Genomic DNA, 17,640 nt, shown 5'->3' on the forward strand with positions numbered 1-17,640 from the left:
ACGACCTCGCCGTCCGGCGAGGCCTCAGTCCGGCGGGGAGAGCGCGGCGCGGGGGAAGCGGATGGCGAAGCGGCTGCGCGGGTGCCGCTCGAGAAGCAACTGGCCGCCCAGCTGCTGGGCGCAGGACTGCACCAGGACCATCCCGATGCCCTGCGCGCCGAGCGCGGCGAATTCGTTGAACGGCGCTCCGTCATTGCAGATCGTGAGGATGCAGTCTCCCTGCTCCTCGGTGAGCGTCACGGTGATCGTGCCCCGCCGTCCCTCGGCGAAGCCGTGGCGCACGGCGTTGTCCAGAATCTGCGTCATCGCCAGGCCCAGCAGCAGCGCCTGGTCCGCCGGTGCCTGACAGGAGCCGATGTCGAGCGTCAGGTGGATCCGCTCGTCCTCTCCCTCGACCGCCTTGCGGGCAACTTCTCCCAGATAGCGGCGGAGATCGACCTTCCCGAGATCGGCATCGCGATAGAGCGCCTCGTGCAGGCTTCCCATCCCCTGGATGCGCTGGGCGGCCCCCTCCAGCGCCCGCCGCAGGGGCGGCGTGGCGCGGCGGGACTGCAGGCGCAGCAGGCTGGTCACCATCTGGAAGTTGCTGCGGACCCGGTAGATCAGCTCGTGATGCAGCCGCTCCTGCCGGTGCTGGGCCAGGCGGGCGGCCTCATGCGCCTGATGCAGCGCGTCGCGGTCGAGCAGGATGCCCGCCAGCTCGCCCTCCTTCGTCCGCGCGCCGCGCATGCGGAGCCATGGCATGCCCCCGTCGGCCCGGATGACGCGGAATTCCTGATCCAGACGCCCCGCGGGATCGGCCAGGGCGGCGCGCATGGCCTGGCGGAAGCCCTCGACGTCGTCGGGGTGGAGGTGGGTGTGCAGCCAGAGCATGCTGGAAGGCTCCGGCTCGGGCTCCCGGCCAAGCAGGGCCCAGGCGATGGGTGACAGGGTGAGACGATTGGCCTCCTGCGACCACGTCCAGTCCCCGAGATTCCCCAGCGTCCAGGCCCGGTCCCGCTGCTCCCGCAGGGGTGCGGCGCGATCGAGCACCTCGCGGAACTCGCCGCCCAGGGCGGCGGCGAAGCCGCCGGCGAGCAGCGGCGCCACCAGGTTCCGCCATTCCGCGACTCCGGTTCCCGTCATGGCGAGCCAGGCTTCCTGCAGGGCATAGACGGCAAGTGCCGCCAGCCCGGCGGGGCGCCCCCCGATGACCGCCGCCAGGGCGACGCCCACGACCAGAAGGAGCGGAGCCACGGCCGGCGAATCCGGCCAGACATGCTGCAGAGCGGTGGTTCCCGCCCCGATGGCAAGCCCGGTCAACTGGCTGGCCAGCACGCCGGTGGCGGCGGGAAGGCGGGCGAAAAGGAGAATCAAGGGTGGATTGGTCCGGATCTGTGCCGCTCAGGCAGGAATAGGAGACTTATATCGAAAACAGACCATTTCCGGGAATAATTCCGCGTGATGAGACTGCTCCGCGCGGAGCGCCCAGGCATGACGTTCCGGAGGGGCCAGGGGTTTCCGGATCGTTCCACAGTGCTGCCCGATGCCATCCCATTTCCGCCGCCCCGGTGAAGGCCCGGTTCCGTTGGCCGTGAGGGCTTGTCTGTCATCGAAGCTTCATAAATCTGCAATCCAACGGTCGCAGCCAGCGCCTAGAAGGCGGCCACCGCACCGGCCCCTCCCAATGGGCGCCAAAAGACGGAGATACATGGTGAGCAATCGGCTTCTTGCCCTGGCCGCTGGCCTGGTCGCGACGATCGGCGTGAGCATGGCGGCGAACGCCCAGCAGGCTTCCATCACGGGCGCAGGCGCGAGCTTCCCCAATCCGCTGTACCAGAAGTGGGGTGCCGCGGCGCGTGAGGCCATCGGGCTGCAGCTCAACTACCAGTCGGTCGGCTCGGGCGCGGGGCAGACGCAGATCCGCAACCGCACGGTCGATTTCGGCGCCTCCGACGCGCCGATGAAGGCCGAGGAGCTCGCCGAGCACAAGCTGCTGCAGTTCCCCTCCACCATGGGCAGCCTGACCGCGATCGTGAACATCCCGGGCGTCGAGGACCACAAGCTGCGCCTGACCGGCGAGGTGATCTCGGACATCTACCTCGGCAAGATCAGCAAGTGGAACGACCCCCGCCTGGTCGAGCTGAACCCGGGCGTCGAGCTGCCCAACCTCGCCATCGCTCCGGTCTACCGCGCCGACGGCTCCGGCACGACCTATGTCTGGGTCTCCTACCTCTCCGCCGTCTCGTCCGAGTTCAAGGACCGCGTCGGCGTGGGCACCTCGGTGCGCTGGCCGGCCGGCACGGGTGCCCGCGGCAATGAGGGCGTGGCCGGCACGGTGCGCAACGTCCGCGGCGCCATCGGCTATGTCGAGCACGCCTATGCGGCGCAGAACAAGCTCGTCACCACCCAGCTGCGCAACAAGGCCGGCCAGTTCGTGGTGCCGAACAGCGAGGCCTTCGAGGCCGCCGCGTCCAACGCCGACTGGAGCACGCCGAACTTCGCCGCCAACCTGGTGAACACCGAGGGCGAGAAGTCCTGGCCGATCGTCTCGCCGACCTTCATCCTGCTGCCGAAGAACCCGCAGGACGCGACCCGGGCGCAGAACGTGATGAAGTTCTTCGACTGGGCCTATCGCGACGGCGATGCCGCCGCCCGGGAGCTGGACTACATCCCGCTGCCGGAGAAGGTCGAGGAGGCGGTGCGCGCCGCCTGGGCCCAGGTGCAGGTGGACGGCAAGCCGCTCTGGCCGGCGAAGTGACGAACGCGCGGCGCCCGGGCGGTCAGCCCGGGCGTCCTGGCAGGCTGCCCGCGCACCGAACGGCCAGGGCCGCGCGGCGCCGGGCATGCCGAGCTTCCGGAGTCTGATCGTGCAGCAAGCAGCCACCCTTCCCCTCGAGACGGGCGCCGCCCCCGATCCACGTCCCGGCCTGCGCCGCGGAGGTGGATCCGGCGCGACGGGCGACGCCATCTTCGCGATCGCCTGTCGGGCCGCCGGGGTGCTGGTCCTGGTCCTTCTCGGCGCCATTATCCTGGAGCTGTTCTGGGGTGGGCTGCAGGCCTTCCGCGCCTTCGGCGCGGGCTTCGTCACTGGCACGGACTGGGATCCGGTGCAGGAGGTCTTCGGCGCCGGCGTCTCCGTCTACGGCACCGTGGTGACCGCGGTGCTGGCCCTGCTGATGGCCGTGCCGCTGGCCTTCGGCGTCGCCTTCTACCTGACCGAGCTGGCGCCGCCCTGGCTCCGCGGCCCGGTGGGCACGGCGGTCGAGCTGCTGGCGGCGGTGCCGTCCATCATCTTCGGCATGTGGGGCTTCTTCCTGATCGTCCCCTTCATGTCGCAATACGTGCAGCCCTTCGCCATCGACACGCTGGGCGAGCTGCCGCTGATCGGCGCGCTCTTCGCCGGCCCGCCCTTCGGCACCGGCATCCTGACGGCGGCGCTGATCCTGGCCATCATGGTGCTGCCCTTCATCGCGGCGACGATGCGCGACGTCTTCAACACCGTGCCCCCGGTCTACAAGGAGAGCGCCTACGGCCTCGGCTGCACCCAGTGGGAGGTCGTGCGCAATGTCGTGCTGCCCTATACCCGCATCTCGGTGGTCGGCGGCATCATGCTCGGCCTCGGCCGGGCCCTGGGCGAGACGATGGCGGTGACCTTCGTCATCGGCAACGCCAACCGCATCTCCACCAGCCTCTTCGGGCCGGGCAACACCATCGCCTCGCTGATCGCGCTGGAATTCGGCGAAAGCCAGATGGGCAGCCTGAAGCTCTCCGCCCTTCTCGGGCTCGGCTTCATCCTCTTCGTCATCTCCTTCATCGTGCTGGCCGCCTCGCGCTTCCTGTTGCGTCCGCGGCTGAAGGGTTGAAACCATGAGCGCGTCCAACCCGACCCTGGAGGTTGCCTCCGGCAGCGGCCCGGCCAAGGACATGCGCGTCGCGGAGGCCCTGGGCCGCCGCCGCCGCCGCGTCGCCAAGGCCGTCAAGTACGCCTGCTACGGCGCCACCGGCCTCGGCCTCCTGCTGCTCTTCTCGATCCTGGCCACGCTGTTCTGGAACGGCTTCTCCGCCCTGTCGCTCGGGGTCTTCACCCGCGTCACGGCGCCGCCGGGCTCGGAGGGGGGGCTGCTCAACGCCATCGTCGGCAGCCTGATCCAGACCGTCATCGGCACCGTCATCGGCACGCCCATCGGCCTTCTGGTCGGCACCTACCTGGCGGAGTATTCGAAGTCCTCGCCGCTGGCCAACGCGGTTCGCTTCGTCTCCGACATCCTGCTCTCCGCGCCCTCGATCCTGATCGGCCTCTTCGTCTACCAGATCCTGGTGGTGCCCTTCGGCGGCTTCTCGGGCTGGGCCGGCTCGGTGGCGCTGGCCATCATCGTCATTCCCATCGTCGTCCGCACCACCGAGGACATGCTGCGCCTACTGCCGGACACGCTGCGCGAGGCCGTGATCGGCCTCGGCGCGCCGAAGTGGAAGATGGTGACCATGGTCTGCTGGCGCGCGGCGGCGAGCGGCATCGTCACCGGCGTGCTGCTGGCGGTGGCGCGGGTGGCGGGCGAGACGGCGCCGCTGCTCTTCACCTCGCTTGGAAACCTGAACTGGTCGCTCAGCCTGTCCGGCCCGATGTCGAGCCTGCCGCTGACCATCTACGCCTATGCCGGCTCGCCCTATCCGGACTGGATCGCGCTGGCCTGGGCCGGCGCCCTCATCATCACGCTCGGCGTGCTCGGGCTCAACATCGTGGCGCGCAGCCTGCTGCGCAGGAAGTGAGGAACCGCATATGAGCGCCTCCATGACCCAGACCCAGACCCAGACCGAGACCGGCAAGCTGCACGCCCGCTCGCACGCCCCGCTGAACGAGCCCCGCATCGCGGTCCGCAACCTCGATTTCTACTACGGCGCCAACAAGGCGCTGAAGGGGATCGACTTCGACCTGCCCGACCGGCAGGTGACCGGCATGATCGGTCCCTCGGGCTGCGGCAAGTCCACCCTGCTGCGGGTGCTGAACCGCATGTACAGCCTCTATCCGGGCCAGCGCGCCACGGGCGAGGTTCTGCTCGACGGCAAGAACATCCTCGACACCGACATCGATATCAACGCGCTCCGCTCGCGGATCGGCATGGTGTTCCAGAAGCCCACGCCCTTCCCGATGACCATCTACGAGAACATCGCCTTCGGCATCCGCCTGCACGAGAAGCTGTCCCGGTCGCAGATGGATGAGCGGGTGGAATGGGCGCTGACCCGCGCCGCCATCTGGGGCGAGGTCAAGGACCGGCTGAACACCAGCGCCATGGGCCTCTCGGGCGGCCAGCAGCAGCGCCTCTGCATCGCCCGCACCATCGCCGTGCGGCCGGAGGTCATCCTGCTCGACGAGCCGACCTCGGCGCTCGATCCGATCAGCACGTTGAAGATCGAGGAGCTGATCGACGAGCTGAAGCGCGACTTCACCATCGCCATCGTCACGCACAACATGCAGCAGGCGGCGCGCTGCGCCGATCAGGTGGCGTTCTTCTACCTCGGCGAACTCATCGAGGTGGCTCCGGCGGAGGAGATGTTCACCGCGCCGAAGCAGAAGAAGACCCAGGAATACATCACCGGCCGGTTCGGCTGAGCGAGGTCATCAGGACGATGCCCAACGAGCATATCGTGCGATCCTACGAGGAGCAGCTCAAGCGGCTGCGCGAGCTGGTGGCGCGCATGGGCGGCCTGGCCGAGCGCCAGGTCGCGGACGCCGCCTCCGCCCTGATCCGCCGCGATGTGGAGCAGGCCACCACCGTGATCGGCCGGGATGGCGAGATCGACGCGCTGGAGCGCGAGATCGAGAACTTCTGCGTCCGCCTGCTGGCCCTGCGGCAGCCGATGGCGGCCGACCTGCGGCTGATCGTCGCCGCCATGAAGGTCTCGACCGACATCGAGCGCATCGGCGACTACGCCCGCAACGCCGCCAAGCGCGCCATCGTCGTCTCGCAGCAGCCGCAGCTGGGCAGCCTGAACGGCTTCCAGTGGATGGCCAAGCTGGTGCAGGAGAACCTGAAGGAGGCGATCGACGCGTTGGTGAAGGAGGACGCCGCCGCCGCCGAGCGCGTCTGGGCGGCCGACGCGCCGGTGGACGACATCTACAACGGCATCTTCCGCGAGATGCTGACGCACATGATGGAGGATCCGCGCAACATCACCGCGGCCACCCACCTGCTGTTCATCGCCAAGAACTTCGAGCGCATCGGCGACCACGCGACGAACATCGCCGAGACCGTGCACTACGCCGTGCTCGGCCATACCCTGCCGGAGGACCGGCCGAAGTCGGACTCCTCAGCCTACACTGTCGTCCGCCCGCCGGCCTGACAGAGCGAAGAAAGATCCGATCATGGCCGAGCCCAACACCGGCATGGCGCGTCCCACCATCCTGGTGGTCGAGGACGAGGCGCCGCTGCTGACGCTGCTGCGCTACAATCTGGAGAAGCAGGGCTTCCTGGTGGACGAGGCCGCCGATGGCCAGGAGGCGCTGATGCGTGTGGCCGAGGCGCCGCCGGATCTGGTGCTGCTGGACTGGATGCTGCCGGCGCTGTCCGGCCTCGAGGTCTGCCGCCAGCTCCGCCGGCGCCCCGATACGCGCAACATGCCGATCATCATGGTCACCGCCCGCACGGAGGACCAGGACGCGGTGCGGGCGCTCGATACCGGCGCCGACGACTACATCGCCAAGCCCTTCGTGATGGACGCGCTGCTGGCGCGCATCCGGGCGCTGCTGCGCCGCTCCGGCGGCGTCGCCACCAAGGGCATGCTCGCCTGGCACGACATCACGATGGACCAGGATTCTCACCGCGTGACCCGCAACGGGCGGTCGCTGCACCTGGGCCCCACCGAATACCGGCTGCTGGAGTTCTTCCTGCAGCATCCGGGGCGGGTCTTCTCGCGCGAGCAGCTGCTCGATGCCGTCTGGGGCCGCGACATCCATGTCGAGCCGCGCACGGTGGACGTGCATATCCGGCGGCTGCGCAAGGCGGTGAACGGCGAGGGCGAGGCGGACGTGATCCGTACGGTCCGCAGCGCCGGCTACGCGCTGGATCTCGAACTGGCCTGACCGTGGAACATCCCCCCTCGTGTCGGAGGGGGGATGCCGGCCCTCAGCGGCGGTTGCCGTCGAGGCTGAAGGCGCCGGCTCCGGCGAAGACCAGATAGAGGAAGATGAAGCAGAACAGGATGGAGGCATCGCCGCCGTTCAGCGCCGGGAAGAAATTGCGCGGCGCGTGGAAGGCGAAATAGGCATAGGCCATCTGGCCTGAGGCCAGGAAGGCCGCCGGGCGCGTGTAGAGGCCGAGCGCGATCAGCACGCCGGTGACAATCTCGATGATCCCGCCAATCCAGAACAGGCTGAAGGCGGCCGGCATGGGCGAGGAGGGCGGCGGGAAGCCGAGGATCTTCTGCGTGCCATGCGCCAGGAACAGCAGCGCCGCGATGATGCGCAGTGCCGCCAGAGCCGCCGGTGCGTAGCGCTGGAGAGACGAGCCGGAAACAGCCATGGGATTCTCCGTGGATGGATGCTGGCTGTGTAACACCCCCTTTCGCCGGTTGTCCCGCGCGACTTACGGCCGCCAGGGCAGGGTTCCCGGCGGCAGGCGGCGCCCGAGCAGGCTGGCCGCGCCCATCAACCCCGCCACCAGCACCAGGGAGAGGCAGGACACCGCCGCCGCCTGCGGCGTCTGTCCCGCATCCTGCAGATTGAAGACCAGCACGCCGAGCGTGCGGCTGCCCGGCCCGTACAGCAGCGCGCTGACCGTCACCTCGTTCACCGCGAGCAGCGCCACCAGGATGGCGCCCGCCATCAGGGCGGGGGAAAGGGCCGGCAGATGGATGCGCCGGAGCCGCGCCCATCCGCCGGCGCCGAGGCTGCTGGCCGCGCGCTCCAGCATCGGGTCGAGCCGCGCCGCGGCGGCCGCCACGGGCCGCAGCGCCAGTGCCTGGAAGCGCGCCAGATAGGCGAAGAGGATCAGCCCCAGCGTGCCGTAGACGAGACCGCCGCCGGGCAGCGTCAGCACCAGCAGGATGACGGAGACGGCGGTGCAGGCGCCCGGCAGGGCGTAGGACAGGTCGGTGCCGGTGGCCGCCCAGCGCAGCACGGGATGGCGCAGGGCGAGCGCGACGGGAAGCGCGGCGAGGCAGAGGATGGCCGCCGCCCCGCAGGCCAGCAGCAGGGAATGGCCCAGTGCCGCCAGGGTCTGCGCGCCCGGCGCCAGCATCGCCGCGAAGTGCCGCAGGGTCAGGCTCTGGGCGGTGAGCGGAACTCCCATGGCCGGCACCAGCGCCGTGGCCAGCAGCGCGCCCAGCGGCAGCGCCAGGACCAGCAGGAGATAAAGCACGAGCGGCAGCAGCGCCACGCGGTGTCCCCGGCCCGCCGGCAGCGGGCGGAAGGCGCGTCCGGCCTCGAAGCCCGACCGGCGCCCGGCCCAGAACTGCGCCGCCAGCCCCGGCACCGCCAGCAGCGCCAGCAGCAGGGAGAGCCAGGACACCTCGGACAGCGCCGCAGGTCCGGTGGCCGAGAGGCGCTGCCAGATCAGCACGGTCAGCACCGGGTAGCGGCCCGGGATGCCGAGCAGGGCGGCGACGCCGAAATTGCCCAGCGCGGCGACGAAGGCCAGCCCCGCCCCGGCCGCCAGGCCCGGCGCCAGCAGCGGCCAGGCGACGCGGCGCAGCGCCACGCGCGGCGCGGCCCCGAGCCCGCGGGCGGCGATCATCAACTCGTCCGGCAACCGCCGCGCCATGGCCGCGACCGCCAGCAGCACCAGCGGCGCGCCCTGGATGCCGAGCAGCAGCATCATGCCGCCCGGCCCGTAGAAGGGGTTCGGCGTGCCGAGCGGCGGCGCCAGCCCGAGGGCCAGCAGCAGCGGCGAGGCGGGGCCGCCCAGCTGGATGAAGGACAGGGCCAGGATCTGCGGCGGCACCAGGAGCGGCAGGATGCAGAGGAAGAGCAGCATCCGCCGCCCGGGCAGCGCGCGCAGCAGCAGGAGCCCGGCCTGCAGCGTGCCGATGGCGGCGGCCAGCAGCGCCGCGCCGCCCGCCACCAGCAGGCTGCGCCAGACGGCGCGCCAGATGGCGGCATCGGCGAGCAGCGGACGCGGATCGCTGCCCAGCGCCTCGGCGAGCAGGCGGAGCGCCGGCGCCAGGCCGATGGCCGCCAGCCAGGCCAGGCCGAGCCAGGCCAGCGGCGGCAGGCCGGCGAGGCGCCCCGGCGCCGCCGGGCTCACGGCGTTCCCCGGCAAGCCCTACTGGCCGACCAGCCCGCTGAAGCGCTTCAGGTCCTGGCCGCTCTCGGCGGCGGCACGGGCGCTGTCGAGCGGCAGCAGGGTCAGGCTCCTGCGGTCCGGGAAGCCGGCGGGCGGCGCGACGGCGGGATCGGCCGGCAGGAAGCCCTGGGCGGCCGCCAGCTCCTGGCCCTCGCGGGAGAGCAGGAAGGTGACGAAGGCGATGGCAGCCTCGGGGTTGCGGCTGGACTTCAGGATCGCCGCCGGCTCCGTGATGGCGCTGACCCCGTCCTCCGGCACGATGAAGCGCACCGGCGCGCCCTTCGCCGCCTCGCGGATCGGCATGTAGTCCACCACCATGCCGAAGGCCCGCTCGCCGCTGGCCACGGCCTGCATCACCGCGCCATTGCCGCCGCGCGGCTGCACGCCGGCGCCGGCCAGCTTCTCCCAGAACTCCCAGCCGAGGCCGGGCGCCGCGGCCAGGGCCTGCACATGAATGGCGGCGGCGCCGGAGACGCTGGGCGAGGGCATGGCGGTGAGGCCCCGGGCCTCCGGGCGCAGCAGGTCGGACCAGCGCTTCGGCGTGAAGGGCGCGCGGGTGTTCATGACGATGCCAGTCGTCATCAGCTTGGTGCCGAAATACTGCCGCCCGGTGTCGATCAACTCCGCCGGCACGCCGCCGGTCCCGACCTCGGGGCTGGGGCGCAGCAGCCCCTCCTGCTTCAGCCCCTCGAAGGTCAGGCTGTCGGCCAGCAGCAGCACGTCGGCGCGGGGCGCGCCGGCGGCGAGCTCGGCGCGCAGCCGGGGCATGATCTGGTTGGTGCCGCCCCGGATCCACTCGACCGTCACCTTCGGGTAGTGCCTGCGGAAGGCCTCGGAGGTGCGGGCGGCGTCCTCCTCGAGCTGGCTGGTGTAGAGGACCAGGCTGCCCGCCGGCTCGGCCGCGGCCGGGGCGGCCGGCGACAGGGACGACAGAAGGGCGGAGAGGCCGAGGGCCAGGAAGCCGGCGCGCCGCATGCGGGGGATCTCCTTGGGGAAGGGGCGGTGTCGGGCGAGGGCTGAACTAGCCGGGACGGCGCGCTTCGGGCAGGGGGGTCGAATGAAGTTTCGATGAACGGCCCCGGAAGTGTCGGTTGTTGATTGTTTACACGCCTGCCATGCCATCCTAAGACCGCTGGAAAGGCCGGTCTCCCGCCGGCCGGTCCGAGGAGGCCCGAGGCATGAGCGAGAACGACGATATCCTGTTCGAAAGGCTGGAGGGAGGGATCGCCCGCGTCACCTTCAACCGTCCCCAGGCGCGCAATGCCTTCACCTTCGCCATGTACGAGCGGCTCGGCGCCTTCTGCCAGGAGGTCGCGGAGGACAAGTCGGTCCGCGCCGTCATCCTGACCGGCGCCGGCGACAAGGCCTTCGCCGCCGGCACCGACATCAACCAGTTCCGCGCCTTCAAGACCCCGGAGGACGCGATCCAGTATGAGGAGCGCATCGGCCGCATCGTCGCCACGCTGGAGAGCTGCCCGAAGCCCATCATCGCGGCGATCAACGGCGCCTGCACGGGTGGCGGCGGCGCCATCGCCGCCTCCTGCGACATCCGCGTCGGCGCCGCGCATTCCCGCTTCGGCTTCCCGATCGCGCGCACGCTCGGCAACATCCTCTCCATGGGCGCCTTCTCGCGGCTGGTGGCGCTGATCGGCCCATCCCGCACCAAGGAGATGATCTTCACCGCCCGGCTGCTGGACGCGCAGGAGGCCAAGGAGATCGGCCTGCTGCATGAGGTGGTGCCGGAAGGTGGCGATCTCGCCGCCCGCGCCCTGGAGCTGGCCCGCACCATCGCCGGCAACGCGCCGCTGACCCTGCGCGCCACCAAGGAGGCGATCGCGCGGCTGCGCCCGCAGATCTCCTCCGAGGAGGGCCGCGACCTGGTGCTGATGTGCTACATGAGCCAGGACTTCCGCGAGGGCATGGACGCCTTCCTGAACAAGCGCCAGCCCCAGTGGAAGGGTGAGTAAGGGCCTGGCCCCCTTTCCTTTTCGGCCTTCCGGGGGCAGATGACAGGACCGGGGAGGGGGATCTGCCCCCGCCTCCCCGGTGCTCCAGGAAAGGCCGCCTGCCCGATGATTCCCCGCCTGACTGACCTGCCGTCCCCGGCCCCGCCTTCCCGGGCCTTCCTGGACGAGTTGCGGCTGCGGGGCTTCGGCGGCGACATCGCGCCCGGCGACGCCGACCGCGTGGTCATGGCGACCGACAACTCCATCTACCAGCGCCTGCCGCAGGCCGTGGTCTATCCGCGCGGGGCGGAGGATCTGCGGCGCATCGCCCGCGTCGCCGCCGATCCGCGCTTCCACTGCGTCGCCCTCGCGCCGCGCGGCGGCGGCACCGGCACCAACGGCCAGTCGCTGACCGACGGCATCGTCGTCGATGTCTCGCGCCACATGACGCGCATCCTGGAGGTCAACGCGGCCGAGGGCTGGGTGCGGGTCGAGCCCGGCCTGGTGAAGGACGCGCTGAACGCGGCGCTGAAGCCGCTCGGCCTGTTCTTCGCGCCCGAGTGCTCCACCAGCAACCGCGCCACCATGGGCGGCATGATCTCCACCGACGCCTGCGGCCAGGGCTCCTGCCTCTACGGCAAGACGCGCGACCACGTGCTGTCGCTCACCGTGGTGCTGATGGACGGCACGCTCTGGGAAAGCCGCAAGCTGGCGCCCGAGGAGCTGGCGCGCGTCACGCGGCGGCAGGACATGGTGGGCGCCATCCACCGCGTCGCCGACGGCATCGCGCGGGAGGAGCGCCAGCTCATCGCCGAGCGCTTCCCGCCGCTGAACCGCTGCCTCACCGGCTACGACCTCGCGCATCTGCATGACGCGGAAGGCCGCTTCGACCTGAACGCGCTGCTCTGCGGCTCCGAGGGCACGCTGGCGATGATCGCGGAGGCGAAGATCCGCGTGCTGCCGGTCCCCCGGTGCAGCGCGCTCATCAACCTGCGCTACGACAGCTTCGACGCCGCGCTGCGCGACGCGCGGGTGCTGATGGCGCTCGGCGCCGCCTCGGTCGAGACGGTGGATTCCAAGGTGCTCGGCCTGGCGCGCGGCGACATCGTCTGGGAGGGCATCCGGCAGTTCTTCCCCGACGATCCCGAAGGCCCGGCGGCCGGCATCAACCTGATCGAGTTCGTCGGCGACAGCGAGGCCGAGGTGCGGGAGAAGCTCGCCCCGGTCGAGGCGCGCCTCGCCGCCGAGGGCCGCGCCTCCGGCCGGCGCGGCCATACCCTGGCCTGGGACGGCGACGGCGAGCGCATCCAGGGCATGCGGAAGCGCGGCGTCGGCCTGCTCGGCAACATGAAGGGCGAGAGGCGGCCGATTCCCTTCGTCGAGGACACCGCCGTCCCGCCCGAGCACCTCGCCGACTACATCGCCGAGTTCCGCGCCGCGCTGGACCGGCGCGGCCTGGAATACGGCATGTTCGGCCATGTCGATGCCGGGGTGCTGCATGTCCGCCCGGCGATCGACATGAAGGCCGAGGGCGCCGAGCGGATGATCCGCGAGGTCTCCGACGAGGTCTTCGCGCTCACCCGCAAGTACAACGGCCTGCTCTGGGGCGAGCACGGCAAGGGCGTGCGCTCGGAATACGTCCCCGAGGTCTTCGGCCCGCTCTATCCGAGCCTGCAGGCGATCAAGGCCGCCTTCGATCCGCGCAACCAGCTGAACCCGGGCAAGATCGCCGCCCCCGAGGGCGAGGCGCTGCTGGCCATCGACCGCGTGCCGATGCGCGGCCAGCTCGACCGCACCATCCCCGCCGCCACCCGCGCCGCCTATGACGAGGCGCTGCACTGCAACGGCAACGGCGCCTGCTTCAACTACGACTGGCAGGACGCCATGTGCCCCTCCTTCAAGGCGACCGGGGACCGCCGGCATTCGCCCAAGGGCCGTGCCGGCCTGTTCCGCGAATGGCTGCGCCAGCTCGCTGCCGCCGAGGTCGATCCGGTGGCCGAGGCCGGGCGGCTGCGCGACGCCTCGGCGCTGGGCTTCCTGCGCGCCCTTCCGGAGCGGCTGCGCAACAGCCGCGCGCTGCGGCGCGGCACGCCGGATTTCTCGGCCGAGGTGAAGGCGGCGATGGATGGCTGTCTCGCCTGCAAGTCCTGCACCGGCCAGTGCCCGATCAAGGTCGATGTGCCAAGCTTCCGCGCCAGGTTCCTGGAGATCTATCACGGCCGCTATGCCCGGCCGCTGAAGGACTATCTGCTGGGCGGGCTGGAGCGGATGCTGCCGCTCGGCGCGCGCCTGCCGGGCCTGGCCAATGCGGTGATGGGCAGCCTGCCGGGGCGTGCGCTGGCGGCGAAGGCGGGCCTGGTCGACGCGCCCCTCTTCTCGGGCCTCGACCTCGGGCGGGAGGCGGCCGCGCGCGGTGTCCGCCTGGCCTCCGCCGCCGCCCTGGCCGCCGTGCCGGAGGCGGAGCGCGAGCGGCATCTCGTCATCGTGCAGGACGCCTTCACCAGCCATTTCGAGACCCGGCTGGTGCTCGACCTGATCGAGGCGCTGAAGCTGATGGGCTTCACGCCCTGGCTGGCGCCCTTCCGCCCGAACGGCAAGCCGCTGCACGTGCACGGCTTCCTCGGCGCCTTCCGCCGGCAGGCCGAGGCCCAGGCCGCCCTGCTGCGCGCGCTGGCCGCGAGCGGCATCGACCTCGTCGGCGTCGATCCGTCGATGACGCTCAGCTACCGCAGCGAGTATCCCGGCATCGGCGTCGAGACGCCGCCGGTGCTGCTGCCGCAGGAATGGCTGGCGCGGCGCCTGCATCTCATCCCGGCGCGCGAGGCCGGGGAGGGCTTCGCCCTGCTGCCGCACTGCACCGAGCGCACCAACGCCCCGGCCGCGGTGAAGGACTGGCAGGGTGTCTTCGCCCGGCTGGGCGCGCCGCTCACCGTGCTGGCCGCGGGCTGCTGCGGCATGGCCGGCACCTTCGGGCACGAGGCGGAGCACCGCGCCGTCTCGGAGCAGCTCTATGGCATGAGCTGGAAGACGCATGTCGCGGCGCGGGGCGAGCGGCTGCTGGCCAGCGGCTATTCCTGCCGCAGCCAGGTGAAGCGCCTCGACGGGGTCACGCTGCGCCACCCGGTGCAGGCGCTGCTGCTGCGGCTGCGCGAGGCGCCGGCGCGGCCGGCGACGCTGCCCGAGGCGGCCTGACGGACAGGCCGGCCCCAGGCGAACAGGTCAATCGGGCGGGGTCATCGAGCAGGCGGGTCAGAACCGCTCCGGCCGGTAGGGCTCCGGGTCGATGAACGGGGTCTCGCCCGCCATCATCGCGGAGAGCAGCCGGCCCGTGGTCGGGCCCAGGGTCAGCCCCTGATGGGCGTGGCCGAAGGCGCACCAGGCTCCCTCCTGCCGCGGCAGCCGCCCGATGATCGGCAGCATGTCCGGCGTGCACGGGCGGACGCCGAACCAGGGCCTCTCCTCCACCTGCTCGCCGAGGGGGAGCAGCGCGCGGGCCGAGGGCGTGGCGCGCTCCAGCTGGATCGGCGTGGGCGGCGCGGCGTCGCCGGCGAATTCCACGCCGGTCGTCAGCCGGATGCCGCGCCGCATCGGGATCAGCCCGTAGCGCAGGTCGGCGTCGAAGATCGGATGGTTCAGCACCGCATTGCCCTGCATCGTGTAGTGCAGGTGGTAGCCGCGCTTGCCGAAGAGCGGCGCGTTGTAGCCGAGCGGCCGCGTCACCTGGCCCGCGGCGGCGCCGAGGGCGATCACCACGTGGCGCGCCTCCACCGGCCCCGTGTCGGTCCGCACCTGCCAGCCCGCGCCCTGGCGGCGGAGCGTCGCCGCCTCGCCGCGCAGCAGCCGGCCGCCCTTCTCCTCGAGAAGCCGGGCATAGGCCGTGGTCAGCCCGTGCGGGTCGCTCACCGAATAGGGGTCCGTCCAGTGGATGGCGCCGGCCTTGCGTTGCAGAAGGTGCGGCTCGGCCTCGGCCAGCGCCTCGCCGTCCAGCAGGCGGTGGCCGACGCCGAACTCGGCCCGGGCCCGTTCCGCCTCCCGCCGGGCCGCTTCCAGCGCGCCCTCCTGGCCGTAGATCTGGATGAAGCCCAGCGGCCGCAGCAGCTCGGTGGCGCCGGCCTCGCGGGCCTGGGCCATGTGGTCCTCGAGGCAGCTCGCCACCAGCCGCGACTGGCCCAGCACGGCCTTCAGGTAGCGCTCCGGCGCCGAGTTCCACCAGTAGCGCAGCAGCGGCGAGGCCAGGCGGGGCATGGCGAGGGGGTGGAAGGAGACATCGACCGAGCGGTTGCGCGCGACGCGGGACAGCTCCGCCAGGGCGCGCGGGAAGGGGTGGGGATAGACCGCCTCCCGCTGGATCAGCCCGGCATTGCCGAAGGAGGCGCCTTCGCCCGGTCCCTGCCGGTCCACCAGCGCCACGTCCCATCCCCGCTGCCGCAGATGCAGCGCCACGGAGACGCCGACCATGCCCGCGCCGAGCACCAGGGCGGTGTCAGCCATCACGACGATCCTTTCCATCCAGTCCGGCGAGGGCGACGACCCTCTGCCCGGAGGGCCGCTGTCCCGCGGCGCGTGGCGTGTCTTCCCGAGCGGGCCGGAAGTCTCGCGCCACCGGTCTCCAGCCCGGCTTTGTACACCCCTGCCCGACCTGCGAAAGGGGGGCGGCGTCGCAAATCAGCCGAGCTCGCGCCCGGCCTGCCAGAAGGCCTCCACCAGCCGGCCGCGGGCGCCGCCGCGGGCCCAGATCAGGCCGATCCGCCGCGGCGGGAAGGGGCGGGGCAGGGGATGCTTGGCGAGGGCGGTCCCGGCCGGCCAGGGCGGCGCCCAGTCGGGCACCAGGGAGACGCCGAGGCCGCGATCGACCAGCAGGGCGATGGCGTCCAGCGCGTCCAGCTCGATCCGGTCGCGCGGGCGGATGCGCGCCTCGCGCAGATAGCGGTCGGCGAGGCGGCCGCCCCACTGGTTGCGGTCGTAGCGGATGAAGGGCTCCTCGGCGAGCAGGCGGTGAGGGGCGCGACCCGCCAGGGCCGCCGGCGCCAGCACCACCAGGGGCTCCTCGCGCAGCATCCGCCATTCGCAGCTCTTGGGCAGGGCGAATTCGGGCTGCACGATCATCGCCGCGTCGAGGTCGCCGGTCAGGACGGCGCGGTAGAGGTCGGTCGAGATGCCGGGCGAGATATGGATCTCGAGGTTCGGATAGGCGCCGGCCATGCGCGCCATCATGCCCGGCAGCAGGCCGGTCAGCGCGGTGGCGATGGCGCCGAGCCGCAGCTCGCCCGCCAGCCCGCCCCGGGCGGCGCCGTCGCGCAGGTCCCGCACCTCGCGCAGCAGGGCGCGGGCGCGGTCGAGGATGGCCAGCCCCGCCTCGGAGGGGGCCACGGCGCGGCCGGCCCGCAGCAGCAGCGGCGCGCCGAGCTCCGCCTCCAGGGCGCGGATGCGCTGCGCCAGCGCGGCCGGCGTCAGGTGCAGGCGGCGCGCCGCCGCGGCGATCGAGCCTTCCTCCACCACGGTGACGAAGCTGTCCAGGAAGCGCGTGTCCATCGGCCTGCTCACGAGAGAGTGGAAAACCTATCTTCCGAAAGCGGGAATGGAAGGGTTTTTCTTTGCCCTCGCCGGCACCAGACTGGCCGCGAGACGATAGGAGAGCAGCCATGGATCTGGGCCTCAGGAACAAGGTGGCGCTGGTGCTCGGCGCCGGTGGCGGGCTGGGCGGGGCGATCGCCCGCTCCCTCGCCGCCGAGGGCGCGAAGCTGGCGCTGGCCGATATCAGCGCCGAAGGGCTGGCGCGCAGCGCCGAGGCCGCGCGGGCGGCCGGCGCGGCGGCGGTGATGACGCTGGAATGGGATCTGGCCGACCTCGCCGCCATCGACGGACAGGTCTCCCGCATCGAGGCCGAGCTGGGCCCGGTGCAGGTGCTGGTGAACAACACCGGCGGCCCGCCGCCGACCCCCGCCTCCGGCCAGGACCCGGCGCTCTGGGCCAAGCACTTCAACGCCATGGTGCTCTCGGTCATCGCGCTGACCGACCGGGTGCTGCCCGGCATGAAGGCCGCGCGGTGGGGCCGCATCGTCACCAGCACCTCCTCCGGCGTGGTGGCGCCGATCCCCAATCTCGGTGTCTCCAACGCGCTGCGCTCGACGCTCGTCGGCTGGTCGAAGACCCTCTCGCGCGAGGTGGCGCGGGACGGCGTCACCGCCAACATCATCCTGCCCGGCCGCGTCGCCACCGACCGCATCCGCTTCCTCGACGAGCAGAAGGCGAAGCGCGAGGGGCGCAGCGTCGAGGAGGTCGCCGCCGAGAGCACCGGCTCCATTCCCGCCGGGCGCTACGGCCGGCCGGAGGAATACGGCGATGCCGTGGCCTTCCTGGCCTCGGAGCGCGCCTCCTACATCACCGGCTCCGTCATCCGCGTGGATGGCGGGCTGATCGCCAGCATCTGAGGA

General features: G+C 71.7%; 15 protein-coding genes. 9 read left to right on the plus strand and 6 right to left on the minus strand.

Translation table 11 applies throughout. The features are described from left to right. Window positions 1-24 precede the first annotated feature (24 nt). The gene (locus tag D9598_RS02370) at window positions 25-1,356 is read right to left on the minus strand and encodes a sensor histidine kinase (RefSeq protein ID WP_198364783.1); all 1,332 of its coding nucleotides are present in this window, start codon (window positions 1,354-1,356) and stop codon (window positions 25-27) included. Between the two features lie 334 nt (window positions 1,357-1,690). Between D9598_RS02370 and pstS the strand changes: the two genes are divergently transcribed. The 6 genes from pstS (at window position 1,691) to phoB (ending at window position 7,060) form a co-directional block, all read left to right on the plus strand. Beyond that, window positions 1,691-2,740, plus strand: coding sequence for a phosphate ABC transporter substrate-binding protein PstS (gene pstS, locus D9598_RS02375; protein WP_198364784.1), 1,050 nt, complete (start codon window positions 1,691-1,693; stop codon window positions 2,738-2,740). A gap of 109 nt (window positions 2,741-2,849) precedes the next feature. Continuing rightward, window positions 2,850-3,845, plus strand: a complete 996-nt coding sequence (gene pstC / locus D9598_RS02380; protein ID WP_370591916.1) for a phosphate ABC transporter permease subunit PstC — start codon at window positions 2,850-2,852, stop codon at window positions 3,843-3,845. 4 nt (window positions 3,846-3,849) lie between these two features. Beyond that, window positions 3,850-4,749: a phosphate ABC transporter permease PstA gene (gene pstA / locus D9598_RS02385; protein ID WP_198364786.1), complete on the plus strand. Its 900-nt coding sequence runs from the start codon at window positions 3,850-3,852 to the stop codon at window positions 4,747-4,749. Window positions 4,750-4,771: 22 nt separating this feature from the next. Further along, window positions 4,772-5,590 (plus strand): phosphate ABC transporter ATP-binding protein PstB, encoded by an 819-nt coding sequence (gene pstB, locus D9598_RS02390; protein WP_232476804.1) that lies wholly within the window; start codon window positions 4,772-4,774, stop codon window positions 5,588-5,590. A 17-nt stretch (window positions 5,591-5,607) separates the two neighbouring features. Continuing rightward, window positions 5,608-6,321 carry a phosphate signaling complex protein PhoU gene (phoU, locus tag D9598_RS02395; protein ID WP_198364787.1) on the plus strand — a complete coding sequence of 238 codons (714 nt, stop codon included), beginning with the start codon at window positions 5,608-5,610 and terminating at the stop codon, window positions 6,319-6,321. Between the two features lie 22 nt (window positions 6,322-6,343). Then, on the plus strand, window positions 6,344-7,060 hold the full coding sequence (phoB, locus tag D9598_RS02400) for a phosphate regulon transcriptional regulator PhoB (RefSeq protein WP_198364788.1): 717 nt from the start codon (window positions 6,344-6,346) through the stop codon (window positions 7,058-7,060). 43 nt (window positions 7,061-7,103) lie between these two features. Here the strand turns inward: phoB and D9598_RS02405 are convergent, their stop codons facing one another. The 3 genes from D9598_RS02405 to D9598_RS02415 all read right to left on the minus strand — a co-directional run bounded on the left by D9598_RS02405 (window position 7,104) and on the right by D9598_RS02415 (window position 10,235). Continuing rightward, on the minus strand, window positions 7,104-7,499 hold the full coding sequence (locus tag D9598_RS02405; protein ID WP_198364789.1) for a DoxX family protein: 396 nt from the start codon (window positions 7,497-7,499) through the stop codon (window positions 7,104-7,106). A gap of 63 nt (window positions 7,500-7,562) precedes the next feature. Continuing rightward, a complete protein-coding gene (locus D9598_RS02410) occupies window positions 7,563-9,221 on the minus strand; it encodes an ABC transporter permease (protein ID WP_370591917.1) in 1,659 nt (552 codons plus the stop codon). Between the two features lie 18 nt (window positions 9,222-9,239). Then, window positions 9,240-10,235, minus strand: coding sequence for an ABC transporter substrate-binding protein (locus D9598_RS02415; protein ID WP_198364790.1), 996 nt, complete (start codon window positions 10,233-10,235; stop codon window positions 9,240-9,242). A 203-nt stretch (window positions 10,236-10,438) separates the two neighbouring features. On the opposite strand from D9598_RS02415, the gene D9598_RS02420 reads away from it, so the two are divergent. Then, complete coding sequence (locus D9598_RS02420) at window positions 10,439-11,227, plus strand: enoyl-CoA hydratase/isomerase family protein (protein ID WP_198364791.1); 789 nt, start codon at window positions 10,439-10,441, stop codon at window positions 11,225-11,227. A 105-nt stretch (window positions 11,228-11,332) separates the two neighbouring features. After that, window positions 11,333-14,398, plus strand: coding sequence for an FAD-binding and (Fe-S)-binding domain-containing protein (locus tag D9598_RS02425; RefSeq protein WP_198364792.1), 3,066 nt, complete (start codon window positions 11,333-11,335; stop codon window positions 14,396-14,398). Between the two features lie 57 nt (window positions 14,399-14,455). Here D9598_RS02425 and D9598_RS02430 read toward each other — a convergent pair whose 3' ends face one another. Together D9598_RS02430 and D9598_RS02435 are read right to left on the minus strand one after the other, a co-directional pair. Then, window positions 14,456-15,697, minus strand: a complete 1,242-nt coding sequence (locus D9598_RS02430) for an FAD-binding oxidoreductase (RefSeq protein ID WP_198364793.1) — start codon at window positions 15,695-15,697, stop codon at window positions 14,456-14,458. 174 nt (window positions 15,698-15,871) lie between these two features. Continuing rightward, the gene (locus D9598_RS02435; RefSeq protein ID WP_198364794.1) at window positions 15,872-16,738 is read right to left on the minus strand and encodes a LysR family transcriptional regulator; all 867 of its coding nucleotides are present in this window, start codon (window positions 16,736-16,738) and stop codon (window positions 15,872-15,874) included. A gap of 110 nt (window positions 16,739-16,848) precedes the next feature. On the opposite strand from D9598_RS02435, the gene D9598_RS02440 reads away from it, so the two are divergent. Further along, on the plus strand, window positions 16,849-17,637 hold the full coding sequence (locus tag D9598_RS02440; protein ID WP_198364795.1) for an SDR family oxidoreductase: 789 nt from the start codon (window positions 16,849-16,851) through the stop codon (window positions 17,635-17,637). Window positions 17,638-17,640: the final 3 nt, after the last annotated feature.

The sequence above is a fragment of the Roseomonas sp. KE0001 genome (assembly GCF_016107285.1).
Lineage (GTDB): Bacteria > Pseudomonadota > Alphaproteobacteria > Acetobacterales > Acetobacteraceae > Pseudoroseomonas.